The organism is Variovorax sp. YR216 (genome assembly GCF_900107745.1).
Classification (GTDB): domain Bacteria; phylum Pseudomonadota; class Gammaproteobacteria; order Burkholderiales; family Burkholderiaceae_C; genus Variovorax.
Genome location: NZ_FNRO01000021.1, coordinates 63,709 through 80,306, shown reverse-complemented (window position 1 = coordinate 80,306; position 16,598 = coordinate 63,709). Strand labels below are relative to the sequence as shown.

The window sequence follows — 16,598 nt, the reverse complement described above, 5'->3', positions numbered from 1 at the left end:
GCTCAGGCCGGCTGCAGGTCGCGTGCGGCGCGTTTGCGATGCTCTTCCTGCAGCTGCCGCCAGAGCACCTTGCCAGCGCCGGTCTTGGGCAGCGAGTCGACGAACTCAACCACGCGCGGTACCTTGTAGGCGGCGAGGCGGCTGCGGACGAACTCGATCAGCGCCTGCGGCGTCGTGCCCTCGCCGGCGGACGCCTTGAGCACCACGAGGGCCTTGACCGTCTCCCCGCGCTTGTCGTCGGGCACGCCGATCACGCAGGCCTCCTGCACCGCCGGATGGCCGTACACGCAGGCTTCCACCTCGGCGGGCCACACCTTGAGGCCCGAGGCGTTGATCATTCGCTTGAGGCGGTCGGTGATGTAGAAGTAGCCGTCCTCGTCGTAGTGGCCGATGTCTCCGCTGCGCACGAAGCGCTTGCCGTCGATCTCGATGAAGGCCTCGCGCGTCGCGTCGGGCCGATTCCAGTAACCCTCGAACTGCATCGCGCAATGCATGACGATCTCGCCCGCCTCGTTGGGGCCGAGCTCGGCGCCGGTCTCGGGGTCGATGACGCGCGAATCGACGTTGATCTGCGGAATGCCGCCGCACTGCAGGCGCGGCGCCTGCGGCGGATTCATGTGCGAGCTGCCGCAAGTCTCGGTCATGCCGTAGCACTCGATGAAGGGCACGCCGAAGCGCTGTTCGACCTCGCGCGCCACGGACTCGGGCATGGCGGTCGCGCCACCATAGAGGCGCTTGAGCGATGAAATGTCATGCTGCGCAAGCTCCGGCCGGCCCATCAGTTCGACCAGCATCGGCGTGACCGCGGCCCAGCGGTCGATGCGGCGCAGTTCGATCAGCGCGGGAATCGCGGCCGCATCCCAGCGCGCGAGCAGCACGATGGTGCGGCCCTCGCAGACCGCCTGGTTCATCGCGCACATGCCGGCCACATGGTTCATCGGCAGCACGATCAGGTCGCTGCAGTCAGGCGAACCGGCGAACCAGAGGGATCGCTGGGCCACGCCGAGGGCAAAGGCACGGTGCTTGAGCATTGCGCCCTTGGGCTTGCCGGTGGTGCCGGAGGTGTAGGCGATCACGGCCAGGTCGTCGGGTCCGTTCTCCATTGGGCGCGGCTCGATACCCGCCGCCAGCGTGCCCGCGAAATCATGCTCCTGACGGCGCAGCGGCATGCCGCCCATCTGCCGCGCCTCGCGCACGAAGTCGGGCACCGCGAGGAACGGCAGGCCCTCGCTGTTGCCCGCCATGTCGATGCAGGCACCGACGATGCAGCCGGTGACGAGCCCCTTCGCCATCGCGGGCTCGACGCGCGCCTGCATGTCCTGCGTAGTGATGATCACCCGCGCGCCGGAATCCTCGGCGAAGTAGTCGATCTCATCGGGTGTGCTCATGGGGCTGAGCGACACCACCACCGCATCGCAGCGCTGGATCGCGTGGAAGCTGACGATGAACTGCGGACAGTTCTGCATCAGCAGCATCACGCGGTCCCCGCGCCTCACGCCGAGGTGCTGCTGCATGTATCCGGCGAGATTCAGTACTGATTGGTGAAGCTCACGGAAGCTGGTGGCACGGCCGTAGTAGTCGATCGCCGTCTTTTCCGGCGCCCGCCGGGCGGCTTCTTCGAGACGATCGAAGAGCGTGCTTTCGGGCGCTTCCAGCGTATGAGGTACACCCACCGGCCAGTGCGCGTGATGCCGTGTCGAGGTCATTGCGCGAGCGCTCCGAATTCCTCGATGAGCCGGCTCCAGTAGCTGAAGTCGTCCTGCACGATCCGTCGCGCCTCGGCGGGCGTGCCGCCCTTGGCGCCGAGACCGAAGCCGAGGAACTGCTGCGCCACGTCGTTCTGCTTGACGATCCGGTCGACGTCGCGCGCGATCTGGTTCACCACCGCATCCGGCGTGCCGGCCGGCGCGAAGAGCATGCCCCAGCTTTCGCGGTCGAAGCCCACGAAGCCCTGTTCCTTGAAGGTGGGCACGTCGGGCATGAGCGGCGAGCGTTCGGCGCTCGCGACGGCCAGGCCGCGCACCCTGCCGGAGTCCAGCGACTTCCTGGCGCCGGTCCCGCTCAGGAAGCCCATTTTGATATGCCCGCCGAGCAGGGCCGTGAGGATCGTCGCGTCGCCGGTGAAGGGCACGTGCGTCATCTCGACGCCGGAGACGCGCTCCAGTCGCCGTCCCATGTAGTGCCCGGTGGTGCCCGCGCCATGCGTGCCGTAGCTCAGGTCACCGGCCCGTCCCGTGGTCGCCAGCACCTGCTTGAGATCGCCTTGCGAACCCTGGTTGCTCGCCATCAGGAAGACGGCCGAAGAAAAGACGAGCGAGACGGGCTTGAAGTCCTTCAGCGTGCGGTAGCGCACCGTGGGCCGCGTCATCTCGGTGGCGAGCATGATCGGCGAATGGACCAGCAAGGTGTAGCCGTCCGCCGGGCTCTTCGCGACCAGCTCGGTGCCGATCGCGCCGTTGGCGCCCGGGCGGTTGTCGACGATCACCGGCTGCCCCCAGGTCGCGCTGAGCCGCTCCGCCACCGTGCGAGCGACCGCGTCGGTCGGCCCGCCCGCCGGGTAGGGCAACACCAGGTGCACGGGTTTGTCGGGAAAGGCCGACGCCAACCCGGCCGCCACGCCAAGCCACAGTGCTGCACACGCTTTCGCGATGCGATTCATCCTTGTCTCCATCTATGCGTTTTTCGATAGACGCATGATGGTCGGGCGTGCGCACGATGGCACTACCCCGGTGGAGTAGTTGGCAGCAGTTTGGCGCTAGGCGTCGCCGCCCGGAGCGTCGCGGCGGGCTTCGAGATCGCGCAGGCGGGCCACCGCCTCGTCGCGCGCGGAAACGCCCAGCTTTCCGTAGATGTTCTTCAGGTGGAACTTGACCGTGTCGAGCGTCACGTTGAGCGTGCGCGCGATCTTCTTGTTGGGCATGGCCTGGGCCAGCAGCGACAGGACTTCATATTCCCGTTCGCTCAACGCGGCGACCGGGGAGCCGGTATCGGCTCGTGGCGGCCGCGCCTGCGGCTCCGGCCTGGAAACCGCACGGTCTGCGGCCGCATGGAGGCGGCCGACGTGGAAAGCCAGCACGGGCTCGAGGCTCTCGCGCGGAAGTAGCGAGCGCAGCAGTCCGGGCACTTCGGTCGAGACGTCGAGCATCGAGCGAACGAGCCCCAGGCCATGGCCAATGCGCAAGCCCGCCAGAAGATGCTCCCGCGCTGCATTCGACTCGCCCATTCCCGCGCAGGCCATCGCCCACTGGAGCAAAAGTTCGGCGGAAGTCGCTTCCAGGGGCCAGTCATGAGATCGCTCGCGTTGCTCCACGAGTCGTATCGCCGCCGCGAAGTCGCCGCCGTGCAGCGCCACGTCGATCCGGGCGCGGAGCAGGCAATCGCCGACCCGCAGCGCCACCGATCCATCCTCCGGGTGCTGGCGCACGAGGTGCTCCATCCGGTCCAGGGCGTCGATCGCTTCTCCCATCTCGTTGCGCAGAAGATGCTCGCGAAGCCGCATCTGCAGCGCTTGCGCAAGGATTCGATCGAGCCTGTACCGTTGCGCGTAGGCCTCGAGGCGATCAAGATCCACCTGACACTGGTCCTCCCGTCCGCCAAGTCGATGGCACCCCACCAGTGTGGCAACGGCGCGCAAGACGAAATCAGGCAAGGTGAGCCGCTCGATGGCCGCGATGCGCGGCGCCAGCAGGTCCTGCGCCGCTTCCACCTCATCAGTCTCGTAGAGCACATCGGCAAGAACCGACGCAGCCATGCACGCTACGCCGCCGAAGGCTGCATCGGGCTGCTCTGCCGCACGCAACACCTCCCGTGCAAGCTGCCCCGCCTCGCTGAGCCTGCCCTCGCGGCGCAGGCTGACCGCGATCATGCAGCGGCCCAGCAGCATGCTGAGCTGCGCGCCGCTGCGGCGCTGCGCCTCTTCGACGGCGCGCCTGGCCTGTTCATACGCACCCTGGTGGATGTGTGCCCAGGCGAGCAGGTTCGCGCGACTGGTCCATGCAAGGTCCTTGGCGTCCGGCGGAATGTCGCGCAGCGCCTCCAGGCGGTCGATCACCTCGTCCATACGGTCCTGCTGCGCCGCAAGGCCGCAACGCAAGAGGAGCATGTCGTAGCGCTGGCGCGCGTCGAATGTCTCGCGCCGCGCTTCCATCAGTCGCAGGCTGGCATCGCATGCCTCGAAATCGCGGGCATACATCGCCAGGTAGGCCTGCGCCAAGTGCAGGTCGAAGTGGCGGACGATCGCTTCCGGCGACAAGTGGCGCAGCAACGCAGCCAGTTGCGACAGCTCGCCGCTCGACAACAGGTCGTGCGCGCTGGCCTCGACCATGGTCACCGCCTGCGCCATCTCGCCGGCCTGCACGGCGTGATACACCGACTGTTCCACGTCGTCGCGAGCATTGAACCAGCGGCAAGCGGCCGCATGAAGCGCTCGGCGCTCCTCGACGGGCCACTGCTCCAGTCGCGCCAGCAAGGTCTCGCGCAGCAAGGGATGCAGGCGATACCAGGGCTCGCGGTCGCCACCTCCCACCTGGATGATGAAGAAGTTGTCCTCTTCCAGCCTCGCGAGCCGGGCGCGCACGCGAGGCAGCGGCTGCGCCGGCGCCAGCAGCGATGCGCACAGCGACACGCAGAAGCGGCTGCAGACCGCCGCCCGCGTGAGCATGTCCAGATCTTCGGGCGCGAGGCGAACGAGCACCTCCCGCTCGAAGTAGCTCGCGAAGGCCTGGGCGTCGCGCACGCGCACCGGCGCATAGCGGGAACCGGCGCCGCCCTCCTTCGCGCGCAGGTCCAATGCGAAGAGCTGCAGACCCGCCACCCAGCCGTCGGTGAGTTCATGCAGAACCAGTGCATCGCTCCTGTCGATGCTGCCGAGCTGCTCGCGGAGGTAGCGCTCCGATTCCTCGGCGCTGAAGCGCAGGTCGCGCATGTCCAGTTCGGTCACCAGCGTCCGGGAGCGCATGCGCTCGAAGGACAGCGGCAGCGCGGTGCGCGAACTCAGCGCCAGGTGAAGGCACTCCGGCGCGTAGTCGAGCAGCCACTGCAGGGCACGGAAGATGCGGGCATCTCGCACGTGATGCAGGTCGTCGAGCATCACGACCAGCTCGCGCTGCCGCGGCGCGATGCCCTGGACCAGCGCGATGATCCAGTGCTCGATCTCGGCGTCGGAATCGACGCCTTCGGTCAGCAGCCCCGCCTGGCCGACGATCGCCGGGTCGACCTCGGCGATGCTGGCGAGCACGTCGCGCAGGAAGCTCTGCAGCGAGTTGTCTTCCGGCGCCAGCGACAGCCAAGCCACGTCGAAGTCCAGCGACATCAGCTCCCGGCGCCAGGCCAGCAGCGTGCTAGTCTTTCCGCTGCCCGCCTGCCCCAGCACCACGATGCAGCGCTGGCGCCTCGCCTCGACCAGGCGCGCCATCAGCGCCTCGCGCTTCATCAACCGGCGTGAAGCGCGCGGCGGTGTCGACTTGGCAACGCTTGCCATGAATGCCCCTGTCCCTCCGAAATGCGACGGCGGGACCGCCCGCCGCCGCAAGCGGGCCATGTTAGCGGCGATCCGCCTCAGGCGAGGCTGCGCGCAATGATGAGCTTCTGGATATGGCTGGTGCCTTCGTAGATCTTGGTCACGCGCACATCGCGGTAGTAGCGCTCGACCGGAAAATCGGTGAGATAACCGTAGCCCCCGTGGATCTGCACCGCGTCGGAGCACACCGCCTCGGCCATCTCGCTGGCGAAGAGCTTGGCCATCGAGGCCTCCTTGGCGCACGGCAGTCCGGCTTCGCACAGCCGGGCGGCGTGCAGCATGAACTGGTGCGCCACCTCGACCTTCGTCGCCATGTCGGCCAGATCGAAGCCCACGCCCTGGAGCTTGATGATCGGCGCGCCGTAGGCCTCGCGCTCCTTTGCGTATTTCACCGCAGCATCCAGCGCCGCGCGTGCCGCGCCGATCGCCACCGCCGCGATCGCCACGCGACCCTCCGACAGCGAAGCCATGATGCGCCTGTAGCCCGAGCCCTCTTCCCCGATGAGGTCTTCGACCGGCACGCGGCAGTCGTCGAGCTGGATCTGTGCGACATGCGCCGAGCGCTGGCCGAGCTTGTGCTCCACGCGCGCGACCTTGTAGCCCGGGTCCTTCGCATCGACGATGAGCAGGCTGCTGCCGTTCTTGCCTGCGGACTTGTCGGTCACCGCGAGCACCAGCCCCACTGAGGCTTCGCTGCCGTTGGAGATGAACTGTTTACTGCCGTTGACCACATAGTGCCCGCCCTCGCGGCGCGCCGTGGTGCGAAAGGCCGCGGTGTCTGAGCCGGCGTGGGGCTCACTCAGAAGAAACGCGCCGATGTGCTCGCCAGTGGCCAGCCGGGGCAGATACTTGCGCTTCTGCGCCTCGCTGCCGGCGCGGCCGATCATGAAGCCGACCGAGTTGTGCACATGCATCAGCGTCGCGAAGCCGGCATCGGCCGCCGCGAACGCCTCGATGGCGAGGCAGTACTCGACGAAGCTCGCGCCCGAACCGCCGTGGGCCTCGGGCGTCAGCATGCCCATGAAGCCGAGTTCGCCGACCGTCGCGAGTTCGCTGCGTGGCCATTGGCCGGTGCGGTCGCGCTCGGCGGCGGTAGGTGCCACGACCTCGGCCGCGACCTTGCGCGCCGAAGCGCGGATCATGATTTCCTGCTCGCTCAGGAAAGCTGCGGAGATGTCGCTCATTTCGTTCGATCTGGGTTGTGCATACAGGGCAGCTTAGGCGGCAACATCCTTCGCCGTGCCCCTTCCTTTTGGGGTGGGTGCGGGAAAAAACGAACATCCGACCCGCGACGGTTACTGCTTCACCAACGACGGCGGAAAGTAGGTGCGATCCGCCACCGCGCCCTGAGGCCGGTAGAACCGGAAGGTCAGGTTGTAGTCCGTCCCCTTGGGCGTCGGCAGCCAGTTGCTCTCGGGCGCATCCTGGGGCTTCTTGTCCGCGAAGTACAGCGTGAGCGAACCGTCGGCACCATACTTGAGCCCGGACTGGTTGTTCAACAGGTAGCGCTTGAGCGCATTCGGAAGCACCCGCTTGCCAGCCGCGTCGACGCCGATCACCGACCAGAAGTGCGTCGCATACTGCGCCGGCAGTTGCGCCTTCGTGAAGTGCAGCTTGTAGACATGGTCGCCCGACAGCGGCGCGCCGCTGCTGTCGACAAAGCCCTTGTAGTAGATGACCTCCTGCGGCGTGTTGGCCCAGATGCCGCCGTAGTTCACGAGCGTGCGGACCAGCCAGTCGTCCATGTAGGCACCCGACGTGGAGGGCAGCACCCAGCCGTTCTGCCGGGTGCCATGGCCCACGTTCGGCAAGGCCTTGTGGAAATCAGCGAAGGCCTGGGTCCGGATGACCTGGTCGATGCGCTGCCGCTGCGCGGGGTCCTTGACAGCCTGGGCGATCGCGCGCGTATCCGCCTGCAGCTTCTCCATCCCCGGGTTGAGGTCGGGCTCGCTGTCGAGAGCAAGCTCGGCGGACTCGAAGGCTTCGACGCCGGGCAGCTTCTCGGGATCGAACATCACGGTCCTTGGCACTGGCGGGAGTGCCGTCTTGCCGATGACGCCGAACCTGACCTGCCGCTGCAACGCGATGGCCTGCTTCCAGTCGGCGCCCAGTTCGACGCGCGACAGCACTCGCATATGCCGGACCGGCACATCAACCCGCTGTGTCCCGGCAGGCAGCTTGACCTGCGCACCCTTGAGGCAGACCGCGAAATTGCCGAAGGGATGCCCGGGATAGACGCGCTCGTTGATATTGGCGACAGTCTCGCCCCAGCCGTTGAGGAAATGCACCGTGTAGTAGCGACCGGTGATCTTCGGCACCGAAACCGTCAGACAGCTCTTCTCGTCGATCGCGACCCAGGCTTCGGAGTAGGCGACGTCGAGATTGGGATTCGGCCAGTCCACCTCTCCAGGCTTGCGGTGGACCAGTTGATTCCACTTGAAACCTTGCTTGAAGTCGAGCTGCTGCTGGCGCAGCACGAGAAGGCGGGACAGGAGATAGATGTAGGCATCGCTGACCTCCTGGTCACTCGGGCCCGCAGGTGGCGACTGGGCAGCGGCCGAGGTCGCCCACACGGAAGTCGCCAGCAGACCGGAAAGGATCCATCGACATTTCACGGCTTGACTCCTTGAAGTAATACGCCAACGATTCTTCGGAGGCTCGACACTCGCTGTCAAACCGCCCCGTCACGCGACGCGGCCCTAGTTTGCGCCGAGCGCCTCGGCCGCGCAGTCGCGCGACGGTGCGAGCGACCTGTCGCGTGCGTCGCGGATCTCCTTGCGGGCAGCTCCCAGCTCCGCGACGAATGCCGGCTCGGCATGCAGTCGCGCAACCACGCCGGCGGCAACCAGTCGACCTGCATCGACATCGCTCTGCCAGTGCACGCCGCAGATGACACGGCTCTGGCCGTAGGTCACGCCGCGCTGGAGGATGGCATCGGCGCGCTCGGGCACGATTTCGGCCAGCACCAGGGCCCATGCCCATCCCAGCGACGCATGCCCGGACGGATACGAGCCGTCCTTCGCCAGACCTGCTTCTTCAGCCGGAGTGCATGTCGCCTGGTTGTCGGTGGTGAAAGGACGCGCGCGCTTGTATCGATCCTTCGCCGCGTAGGTAGCCAGTCCCGCATCGGCCAGCGTGCGCCGCAGCAGCATGTACGCGTGCGGCGTGTCGTTCTCGGTGATCGGCACGCCCGCCGCGCACGAGAAGGTACCTGCGGCCTGCGGAAAGCGCAGCACGGCGTCTTCGCTTGCCTGCTTCCAGCGCCCACTGTCGCGCAGACCGCGCGTGCTTCGATAGGCCGCCTCGTCGGCGGCGAAGGCGGCGGTGCCCGCCGAAGGGGGCGGCGGCACCAGCGTCAGGCTGTCAGGCAACGCGTTGCGAGGCAGGTAACCGGCCGGGACGCCCGGCCGGAGCTGCGGAACCTCGCTCGCGGGCATGGGCTTCGGAGGCTGACTGCACGCACCCAGGGCAGCGAAAACTGCAAAGGCAGCAAGGCGTTGAAGCAACATCGGCACGCGGATCGGCTTCAGCGCTGCATGCCGGCCATGGCGGCTTGGATGAGCGCATGCACCTGCGCGTTCGAATCGTCGTAGGCGCGCGCGCTGTCCCAGTCGGCAATCTGCGTGAAGTGCTCCGCCACGCCTTCGACCGTGCACTCGTTCGGCCCAAGGTAGACCGCCGCCGTATCCTCGATGCGGCAGGCCGAGAAGGCACCGCCACCGGCCGACAGCGTCGTCTTGGAGGGCGCATCCTCGCTCACGAGGAAGAGCGCCGCGGGCGTCACCTGCTCCGGCTTGATCGCGTCGAGCATGGCGGGCGGCAGCACGTCTTCGGTCATGCGCGTGGCAGCCATCGGCGCGATGGTGTTCACTCGGATGTTGCTCTTCTTGCCTTCGATGGTGAGCATGTGCATCAGGCCCACCAGCGCCATCTTGGCGGCGCCGTAGTTGGACTGGCCGAAATTGCCGAAGAGCCCCGAAGCCGAGGTCGTCATCAGGATGCGGCCGTAGTTCTGCTCGCGCATGATTTCCCACACGGCCTTGGTGCAGTTGACCGAACCCATCAGGTGGACGTCGACCACCGCCTGGAAGTCGGCGATCTCCATCTTCGAGAAGGTCTTGTCGCGCAGGATGCCCGCGTTGTTGACCAGCACATCGATGCGGCCGAACTCGGCCTTGGCCTGCTCGATCATGCCGAGCACCTGCGCGAAGTCGCACACGTTGGCGCCATTGGCGATGGCGATGCCACCCGCCGCACGGATCTCGCCCACCACCTTCTGCGCCGCCTCGGAGGAGCCGCCCTTGCCGTCGCGGCTGCCGCCGAAGTCGTTGACCACCACCTTGGCGCCGCGGCGCGCCAGCTCCAGCGCATGCGCGCGGCCCAGGCCGTTGCCGGCGCCGGTCACGATGGCCACGCGGCCGTCGAATCGAATCGTCATGTCGTTACCTTTTCAAGAAGAATGGGAAGAAATCAGGGATAGCGCCGGGTGATCGACTCGGCCACGCACACTGGCTTGGATGCACCCTCGAGCTCGATCGACATCTCGACCAGCAACTGGGCACCGTTGCCTTCCAGAGGCTCCCAGCTCAGGAGCTTGAAATGCGCCCGCAGGCGGCTGTTCACGGGTACCGGCTTCATGAAGCGCACCTTGTTGAGCCCGTAGTTGACGCCCATCGTGCTCTTGCGGATCTGGAAGGCCGTCTGGGAGAAGATCGGCAACAGGCTCAACGTCAGAAAGCCATGCGCGATGGGCGTTCCGAAGGGGCCGCTCTTCGCGCGCTCCGCATCGACGTGGATCCACTGGTGGTCGCCCGTGGCATCGGCGAACTTGTTGATGCGCTGCTGGTCGATCGACAGCCAGTCGCTGGTGCCGATGTTCTGGCCCACCAGAGGCTTGAGGTCTTCGAGGGTTTCGTAGCTCTTCATGCAGACTATCCAGGTTGAATGTGCGATGCCGAAAAGGTTAAGCGGCCGCACCTGAAAAGGAGCCCCCCTTCTTTGGAGGGGCGCTGCATCCGATCAGCTATTCGATCAGGCCCTTGTTGCGCGCCCAGGTCAGCGCGTCGTAGCGGCTCGACATCCGCAGCTTCGCGAGCACGTTGCGGATGTTCCACTTCACGGTCTCGGGCGTGATGTTGAGCGTCTGCGCGATGCGCTTGCTCGACATCGCCTTGGCGACGAGGCCGAGGATCTCGATCTCGCGCGGCGTCAGCGCGATGGAGTCCGTATCAGCGGCCTTGGGCGAGGGCTTCCCCTTGTCCTGCGCCACTGGCGCCGGGCCTCCCCATCGGCGCAGCAGATCGTCGACGTAGGGTCCAAGGCGCTCATCCAGTCTCGCACCGGAGCCACGCAATCCGCCCAACAACTCGCCGACCCGCGGACCTTCGTCCAGGAAGGTGCGCACAAGTCCGGCCGCCGCGCCCGATTGCACCGCACGCGCCAGGCAATCCAGCGCCTGCTCGTCGCGCTTGAGATAGTCGTGCGTCAATGCGGCGAGGATCTCGGCCAGGACCAGCATGCGCACGCGCCCGTAGGCGCTGGCGAAACCGCGCACCGCGTCCAGCGCGACGAGCGCGTCATCCGGGCGGGCATCGATCAGCGCCAGCCGCGCACGTGCGATCGCAGCGAGTGCCGGGATCTCGGCACGGAATCCCTGGGCATCGCGATGCAGGTTGGCCAGGCCATCGAGCTTCGCAACCAGCTCTGCCGCGCGCGCGCGCTCGCCCGTCGCTAGCAGGACCTTCACCTGCTCGGCCAGCATGGCAGTGACCAGGCGGTCGAGTCCCAGGCTGTGATAGTGCGCCTGCTGCGCATCGAGGAAGGCCAACGCCGCATCGGGTCCGAGCTGGAGCATGTCCAGCCGCGCATTGCACAGCGCGGCATGGATCATCGTGCCGGGCGACGACGAGCGAAGAATGCCCGCGCGGTTGGCGAGAACCTCCCGCGCCTCGTCGATGCGATCGAGCTCGTAGAAGGCATTGCCCAGCGTGGCCGCGCACAGGTTGGCACTGACCGACCTGCGCCCGTAGGCGGTCTCAGCGCGGGCGAGCACCTCCGCGCCGACGCGGGCCGTTTCCTTTGCGTTGCCTTCGATGCCCAAAGTGGTGGCGCGCACGGACTGCACCACCAGCGCCATATCGTTCCCCCGGTCATCGGGCGGGATCGGGTTGTCGTCGAGCAGCCGGTGGGCATCCGCATAGCGCCCCGCCGCCGCATACGCCGTTGCCAATGCCGCCACATGCACATAGCGCAGGAATCGGTTTTCCGCCGGCGCCTTCCCCTGCGGCTCGAGCAGGTCGATCACCCGCTGCGTGTTGTCGCGCTGCAATGCCACGGCCGCATCGGCCAAAGCGAAGCGGGATGAAATGGCCGGCGTCTTGGCCGCATCGGTCTCGCGAATCTGCGCGATCCAACGCTCGGCCTGTGCCGGGCGAGCCGTCAGCGCATAGGTGAGGCACGCGAGGAAAAAGAGGCGAGGGTATTGGTGGAGTGCTTCCTGCGGAAGACGGTCGAGCAGGTTGAGCATGGGGCTGATGTAGCCCAGGCTCCAGGTGCTCGGTGCCGCGTTCTCGATCGAGCTCACCGCGAACTGAAGATCGTCGCCAAGGATCGCATGACGCACCGCCTCCACCAGCAGCTCCTGCTCCGCAAACCAGTGGCTCGCGCGGCGATGCAGTTCCTTCGCACGGGCCGGCCCCTGCTCCGCGAGCCGCGCCGAGAGAAATTCGCCGAAAAGCGGATGGAACCGATACCACGGCGTGCGGTCGTCGGAATCGACCCGGTAGATCAGCAGGTTCTCGTCCTCGGCGCGCTTGATCAACGCTCCAGCACTCGCGCTGCCCGTCACCGCGGCCGCGAGGCTGGCGTTGAAGCGCCGGCACACCGAGAGCATCTCCATGAAGCGGGTGAATTCGGCCGGCAGGTGCGCGATGACGTCCTCGGCCAGGTACGCCTGCAGGTCCCCGAGCTTCCAGCCGAGGTCCTGCAGCGTCGCCCGCGTCTGCGGCCGGCTGCGCAGCATCACGGTGATCAGCTGCAGGCTGGCGGGCCAGCCGCTCGTGATGTCGTGGATCAGCCGCAGCTCGTCGGCGCTCAGCTTCACCGTGCTGATGTTCTGCTCGAAGAAAACCCGTGTCTCCTCCAGGTCGAACGGCAGCTCCACAAGCCCGATCTCGGCCACCTTGTCCAGCACGCGCAGGCGCCCGATGCTCAGCGGGGGCGCCATGCGCGACGCGATCGCGATGTGCAGGTTGGGCGGGCAGTGGTCGAGCAGGCGCTGCATCAGCTTGTGCGCCCACGGATCCTCGACATGGTGGTAGTCGTCGATGATGAGATAGAGCTCCTTCGGAAGCCCTTGTGCACCATTGACGGCGGCGGCGACCACGGCCTCGATCGACTTGCTGCTGCCGCCTTCGAGCAGCATGTCGTCTTCGACCGGAATGCCCAGCCGCTGCAAGGCGGCGAGCAGGTAGGCGCAAAAGTTGGCGAGCTGCTTTTCTTCCTGGCCCAGTGACAGCCAGGCGACCTCAGCCCCCTCTTTCATCAACTCCTGCCTCCATTGCGCCAGCAGGATGGTCTTGCCGAAGCCGGCACTGCCGGTTACCAGCGTGAAGGTCGCGCCGCGCACGGCAGCGAGTTGCGCCAGGAGATGCTTGCGCAAGATGTAACGCGCCCCGATGCGCGGCGGCGCGAACTTTGTCGAGACGAGAAGGTTGTCGAAATTCATCGGAGAGCGAGTATGAGAGCTTCCCGGCCCGGGCGGGAGAGCAATATCGCGAAGCACTCCTCAGCCCACACGGCGGGATCGATCCTTCCAGTACTTCTCGCGCACCTGGCGGCGCAGCACCTTGCCCGCCACGCTCAGCGGCAGGCTCTCCACGAAGCTCACCGTCTTGGGGGCCTTGAAGCGGCCGATGCGGCCCTTGACGTGTTCGATCAGTTCATCGGCGCTCGTGCGGCTTCCGGCTCGGAGCACCACCTCGGCATGGACCGCTTCGCCCCACGCCTCGTGCGGAACGCCGACCACGGCGGACATCGCCACGGCGGGGTGCGCATCGAGCACCGACTCGACCTCGATGGCATACACGTTGAAGCCGCCGGTGATGATCATGTCCTTCTTGCGGTCGACGATGTAGAGATAGCCCTCCTCGTCGAGGTAGCCGAGATCGCCGGACTTCCAGAAGCCGTTGCCGAACTCCGCGGCGGTCGCCTCCGGATTGCCGTAGTAGCCCGAGATGGTCGCCCGCGAACGCAGCCACACCTCGCCCGTCTGCCCGCAGGGCAGAGGCTGCCCTTCCTCGTCCATCACCCTTACTTCGGCAGTGATCGCCACGCGCCCGGCCGATGCCAGCCGTTTCGCGTCGGCGTCGACGTGGTCGCGCTTGTAGAGCGTGGTCACGGGCTGCAGGCACTCGGTCGCGCCATAGACCTGCAGGAAGATGTTGCCAAAGCGCGACTGCAGCTGCCTGAGCTTGGCGGGACTCATCGGCGCCGCGCCGTACCACACCGTGCGGAGGCGGGAGAGATCGTGGCTGCTGGCCTCTGGCATGTCGAGCAGCCAGTACAACAGGGTCGGCACGAGCATCGCCATGGTGATCCGTTCCGCTTCCAGGTTGCGACACCAGGTCTTGAGATCGGGCACGTTCTGCGTCACGGTGCAGCCGCCGCGAAAGAGCGTCGGAAGAAGGCCCAGGCCGGAGCCATGGCTGATGGGTGCCATGTGCAGGAAGCGGGTGTCGGCCTCGTAGACCTGCTCGTCCTCGGCGTAGTACGAATCGCGGCAGGCGAGCCAGTTGTCCATCGTGTACTGCGCGCACTTGGACCGGCCCGTGGTGCCTCCGGTGAAACGGTAAACGAGGATGTCCTTCGTCGTCTCGCTCTCGATGCCGGGGTCGTCATCGGAGATGTCCTCGAGCAGATCCCAGAAGTGCAGCAGCCCGTCGCGCGGCGCATCGGGACGGTCCATGCACACCACCGTGATGCCGCGCTCGCGCAGCAGGCCATGGTAGCGCTCGATCAGCGTGTTCTCGATGAAGACGACCTTGGGGCGGATGAAGTCGACCTGCCACACGTGCTCGTCGAAGGCATCGCGGTAGTTGGTGAAGGCCGCGGCCGCCTCACCCTTGAGCGCGGTCCAGGTGTGCAGCAGCGAGAGGTTGTCGTTCTCCAGGATGCACAGGTAGACGTCGCCGCGGCGCAGCGCCAGCCGCTGGCGCATCATGTTCACGATGCGGTTGGTGAGCGAGTGCAGGTCGCGGAAGATGTAGCGGCGCTGTCGTTCGATGTTGACGAGCGCTTCACGGTTCGAATGGCGCAGCGCGAGCTGGCCCATCAATTGCGCGAAATTGATCCTCATCGGCGTTGCCCCTTCCTTCAGCCGCCTTCGACGATCACCCGCCTCCCGGCCGCCGCCCAGCCCTGTGCGCGCGCGAGATAGCGATCCTCGATGACGCTGCGACGAATCTTGAAGCTCGGTGTGAGAAAGCCATTGTCCACCGACCAGGCTTCATCGACCGCCACCACGTAGTCGAGCTTCTCATGGTCTTCGAGACCGTCGTTGACCATGTTGCGCAGCTCGTCGAGCTCGGCCAGCAGTGCCTCCCGCGCCGCTGAGTCCTTGAGTTGCCCACGTGCGTCGGCCGACAGCAGCAACAACGCAAAAGGCTGCGGATGCGCGGGCCCGGTCACGCACACCGCCTCCACCTTCGGGTGCGCGAAGCGGTTCTCGATGGGCGCAGGCGCGACGTACTTGCCCTTGCTGGTCTTGAAGATTTCCTTGACACGGCCGGTGATCTTCAGGCGCCGCAGTTCGTCCTCCTCGCCGCGATCGCCGGTCTTGAAGTAGCCGTCCGGCGTCATGCTCTGGGCCGTGAGTTCCGGCTGCCTGTAGTAGCCGAGCATCAGGGTGGCGCCCTTCATCAGGATCTCGCCGCCCTCGCCGATGCGCACGTCCACGCCGGGCGCAGGCTGGCCGCAATAGCCCAGGCGCACCCTGCCCGGCTGCGTCAGGTGCGAATGGCAGAAGTTCTCCGTCATGCCGTAGACGTCACGCAGCTCCAGCCCCAGGCGGCGATACCAGGCGATGATTTCCGCCGGCAGCGGCGCCGACCCGGTGAAGGCGATCCGCACCGCATCGAGCCCGAGCAGTTCGAGGATCTTCTTCTTCGCCCGGCCGGAGACGACTGGCAGCGCGAACAGCAGCTTCTGCTTGCGCAGCGGCAGCTTCGCGCAGACGCCTTGATAGAACTTGGTCCACAGCCGCGGCATGGAAATGAAGAGCGTGGGCCGCGCGCGCCGCAGGTCGGCAGCGAAGGTTTCGAGGCAGTCGTTGAAGTAGAGGTGCAGGCCCTGGCAGATGGCATGCGTCTCCACGAAAGCGCGCTCGGCAGCATGTGCCAGTGGCAGGTACGAGAGCATGCGGTCGCGCGGGCTGATCGAGCAATATTCGCCCGACAGCTTCGAATACATCCACATGGCGCCGAAACTGTGCATCACACCCTTGGGCACGCCGGTCGTCCCGGAGGTGTAGATGATGGTGGCCAGATCGCCCGGACCGGGAAGATGCACCTCCTGCAGAGGCTCACGGCTTTCCACCAACGTATCCCAATGCATCGGCAAGGGGCCGGGCGACATCGGCAGGCCCACCAGAGGCAACTCGGCCGGCACGATCCGGCGGATCTCGTTCCATGAATCGGTCTTGCCGTCGAGCTTGCCCACGAAGAGCAGCCGCATGTCGCAGTGTTCGAGGATGTAGCGGGCGTTCTCCGCATGGATGGTCACGTAGATCGGCACGGACACATGCCCCGCCATCCAGATCGCGAGGTCGGCCATGACCCAGTGGGCGCTGTTCTTGCCGACGATCCCGATGCTGCTGCCCGGCGGCAGCCCCAGCGACCGCAGGTGGGCTGCCATCCGCCGGGCCTGGTCGCCGACCTGCCGCCAGGTGAAGTCCACCACGCTGCCGTCCGGGCGCGGTTCAGTGAAGAAGACAGCCTCCGGCTGGGTCTTCTCCCAGTGGAGAAAGCGGTGAACGGGGGTGTTCGGGTCTTGTGGGTTCAAGGTATGTCTCCTGTTCTTGTCG

At 66.5% G+C, this 16,598-nt stretch carries 11 protein-coding genes; all 11 read right to left on the bottom strand.

What is annotated here, in order from left to right; genetic code table 11:
* Positions 1 to 2: 2 nt before the first annotated feature.
* Positions 3 to 1,706 carry a long-chain-fatty-acid--CoA ligase gene (locus BLW05_RS31110; RefSeq protein WP_093167959.1) on the bottom strand — a complete coding sequence of 568 codons (1,704 nt, stop codon included), beginning with the start codon at positions 1,704 to 1,706 and terminating at the stop codon, positions 3 to 5.
* Positions 1,703 to 2,659 carry a Bug family tripartite tricarboxylate transporter substrate binding protein gene (locus tag BLW05_RS31105; protein WP_177142884.1) on the bottom strand — a complete coding sequence of 319 codons (957 nt, stop codon included), beginning with the start codon at positions 2,657 to 2,659 and terminating at the stop codon, positions 1,703 to 1,705. Before BLW05_RS31105 ends, BLW05_RS31110 begins: the two co-directional genes overlap by 4 nt.
* A gap of 96 nt (positions 2,660 to 2,755) precedes the next feature.
* Positions 2,756 to 5,479 carry a winged helix-turn-helix domain-containing protein gene (locus BLW05_RS31100; RefSeq protein WP_256330573.1) on the bottom strand — a complete coding sequence of 908 codons (2,724 nt, stop codon included), beginning with the start codon at positions 5,477 to 5,479 and terminating at the stop codon, positions 2,756 to 2,758.
* A gap of 77 nt (positions 5,480 to 5,556) precedes the next feature.
* Entirely contained in the window at positions 5,557 to 6,702 is a 1,146-nt protein-coding gene (locus tag BLW05_RS31095; protein WP_093167955.1) for an acyl-CoA dehydrogenase family protein, read from the bottom strand.
* Between the two features lie 111 nt (positions 6,703 to 6,813).
* Entirely contained in the window at positions 6,814 to 8,133 is a 1,320-nt protein-coding gene (locus tag BLW05_RS31090; protein ID WP_256330572.1) for a DUF1214 domain-containing protein, read from the bottom strand.
* A gap of 84 nt (positions 8,134 to 8,217) precedes the next feature.
* Complete coding sequence (locus BLW05_RS31085; RefSeq protein WP_256330571.1) at positions 8,218 to 8,955, bottom strand: acid phosphatase; 738 nt, start codon at positions 8,953 to 8,955, stop codon at positions 8,218 to 8,220.
* Positions 8,956 to 9,044: 89 nt separating this feature from the next.
* Positions 9,045 to 9,956, bottom strand: a complete 912-nt coding sequence (locus BLW05_RS31080; RefSeq protein WP_093167951.1) for an SDR family NAD(P)-dependent oxidoreductase — start codon at positions 9,954 to 9,956, stop codon at positions 9,045 to 9,047.
* Between the two features lie 32 nt (positions 9,957 to 9,988).
* The gene (locus BLW05_RS31075) at positions 9,989 to 10,444 is read right to left on the bottom strand and encodes a MaoC family dehydratase (RefSeq protein WP_093167949.1); all 456 of its coding nucleotides are present in this window, start codon (positions 10,442 to 10,444) and stop codon (positions 9,989 to 9,991) included.
* Between the two features lie 97 nt (positions 10,445 to 10,541).
* On the bottom strand, positions 10,542 to 13,244 hold the full coding sequence (locus tag BLW05_RS31070) for a winged helix-turn-helix domain-containing protein (RefSeq protein ID WP_093167946.1): 2,703 nt from the start codon (positions 13,242 to 13,244) through the stop codon (positions 10,542 to 10,544).
* 60 nt (positions 13,245 to 13,304) lie between these two features.
* Complete coding sequence (locus BLW05_RS31065; RefSeq protein WP_093167943.1) at positions 13,305 to 14,873, bottom strand: AMP-binding protein; 1,569 nt, start codon at positions 14,871 to 14,873, stop codon at positions 13,305 to 13,307.
* Between the two features lie 17 nt (positions 14,874 to 14,890).
* Positions 14,891 to 16,576: an AMP-binding protein gene (locus BLW05_RS31060; RefSeq protein ID WP_093167941.1), complete on the bottom strand. Its 1,686-nt coding sequence runs from the start codon at positions 16,574 to 16,576 to the stop codon at positions 14,891 to 14,893.
* Between the last annotated feature and the right edge of the window lie 22 nt (positions 16,577 to 16,598).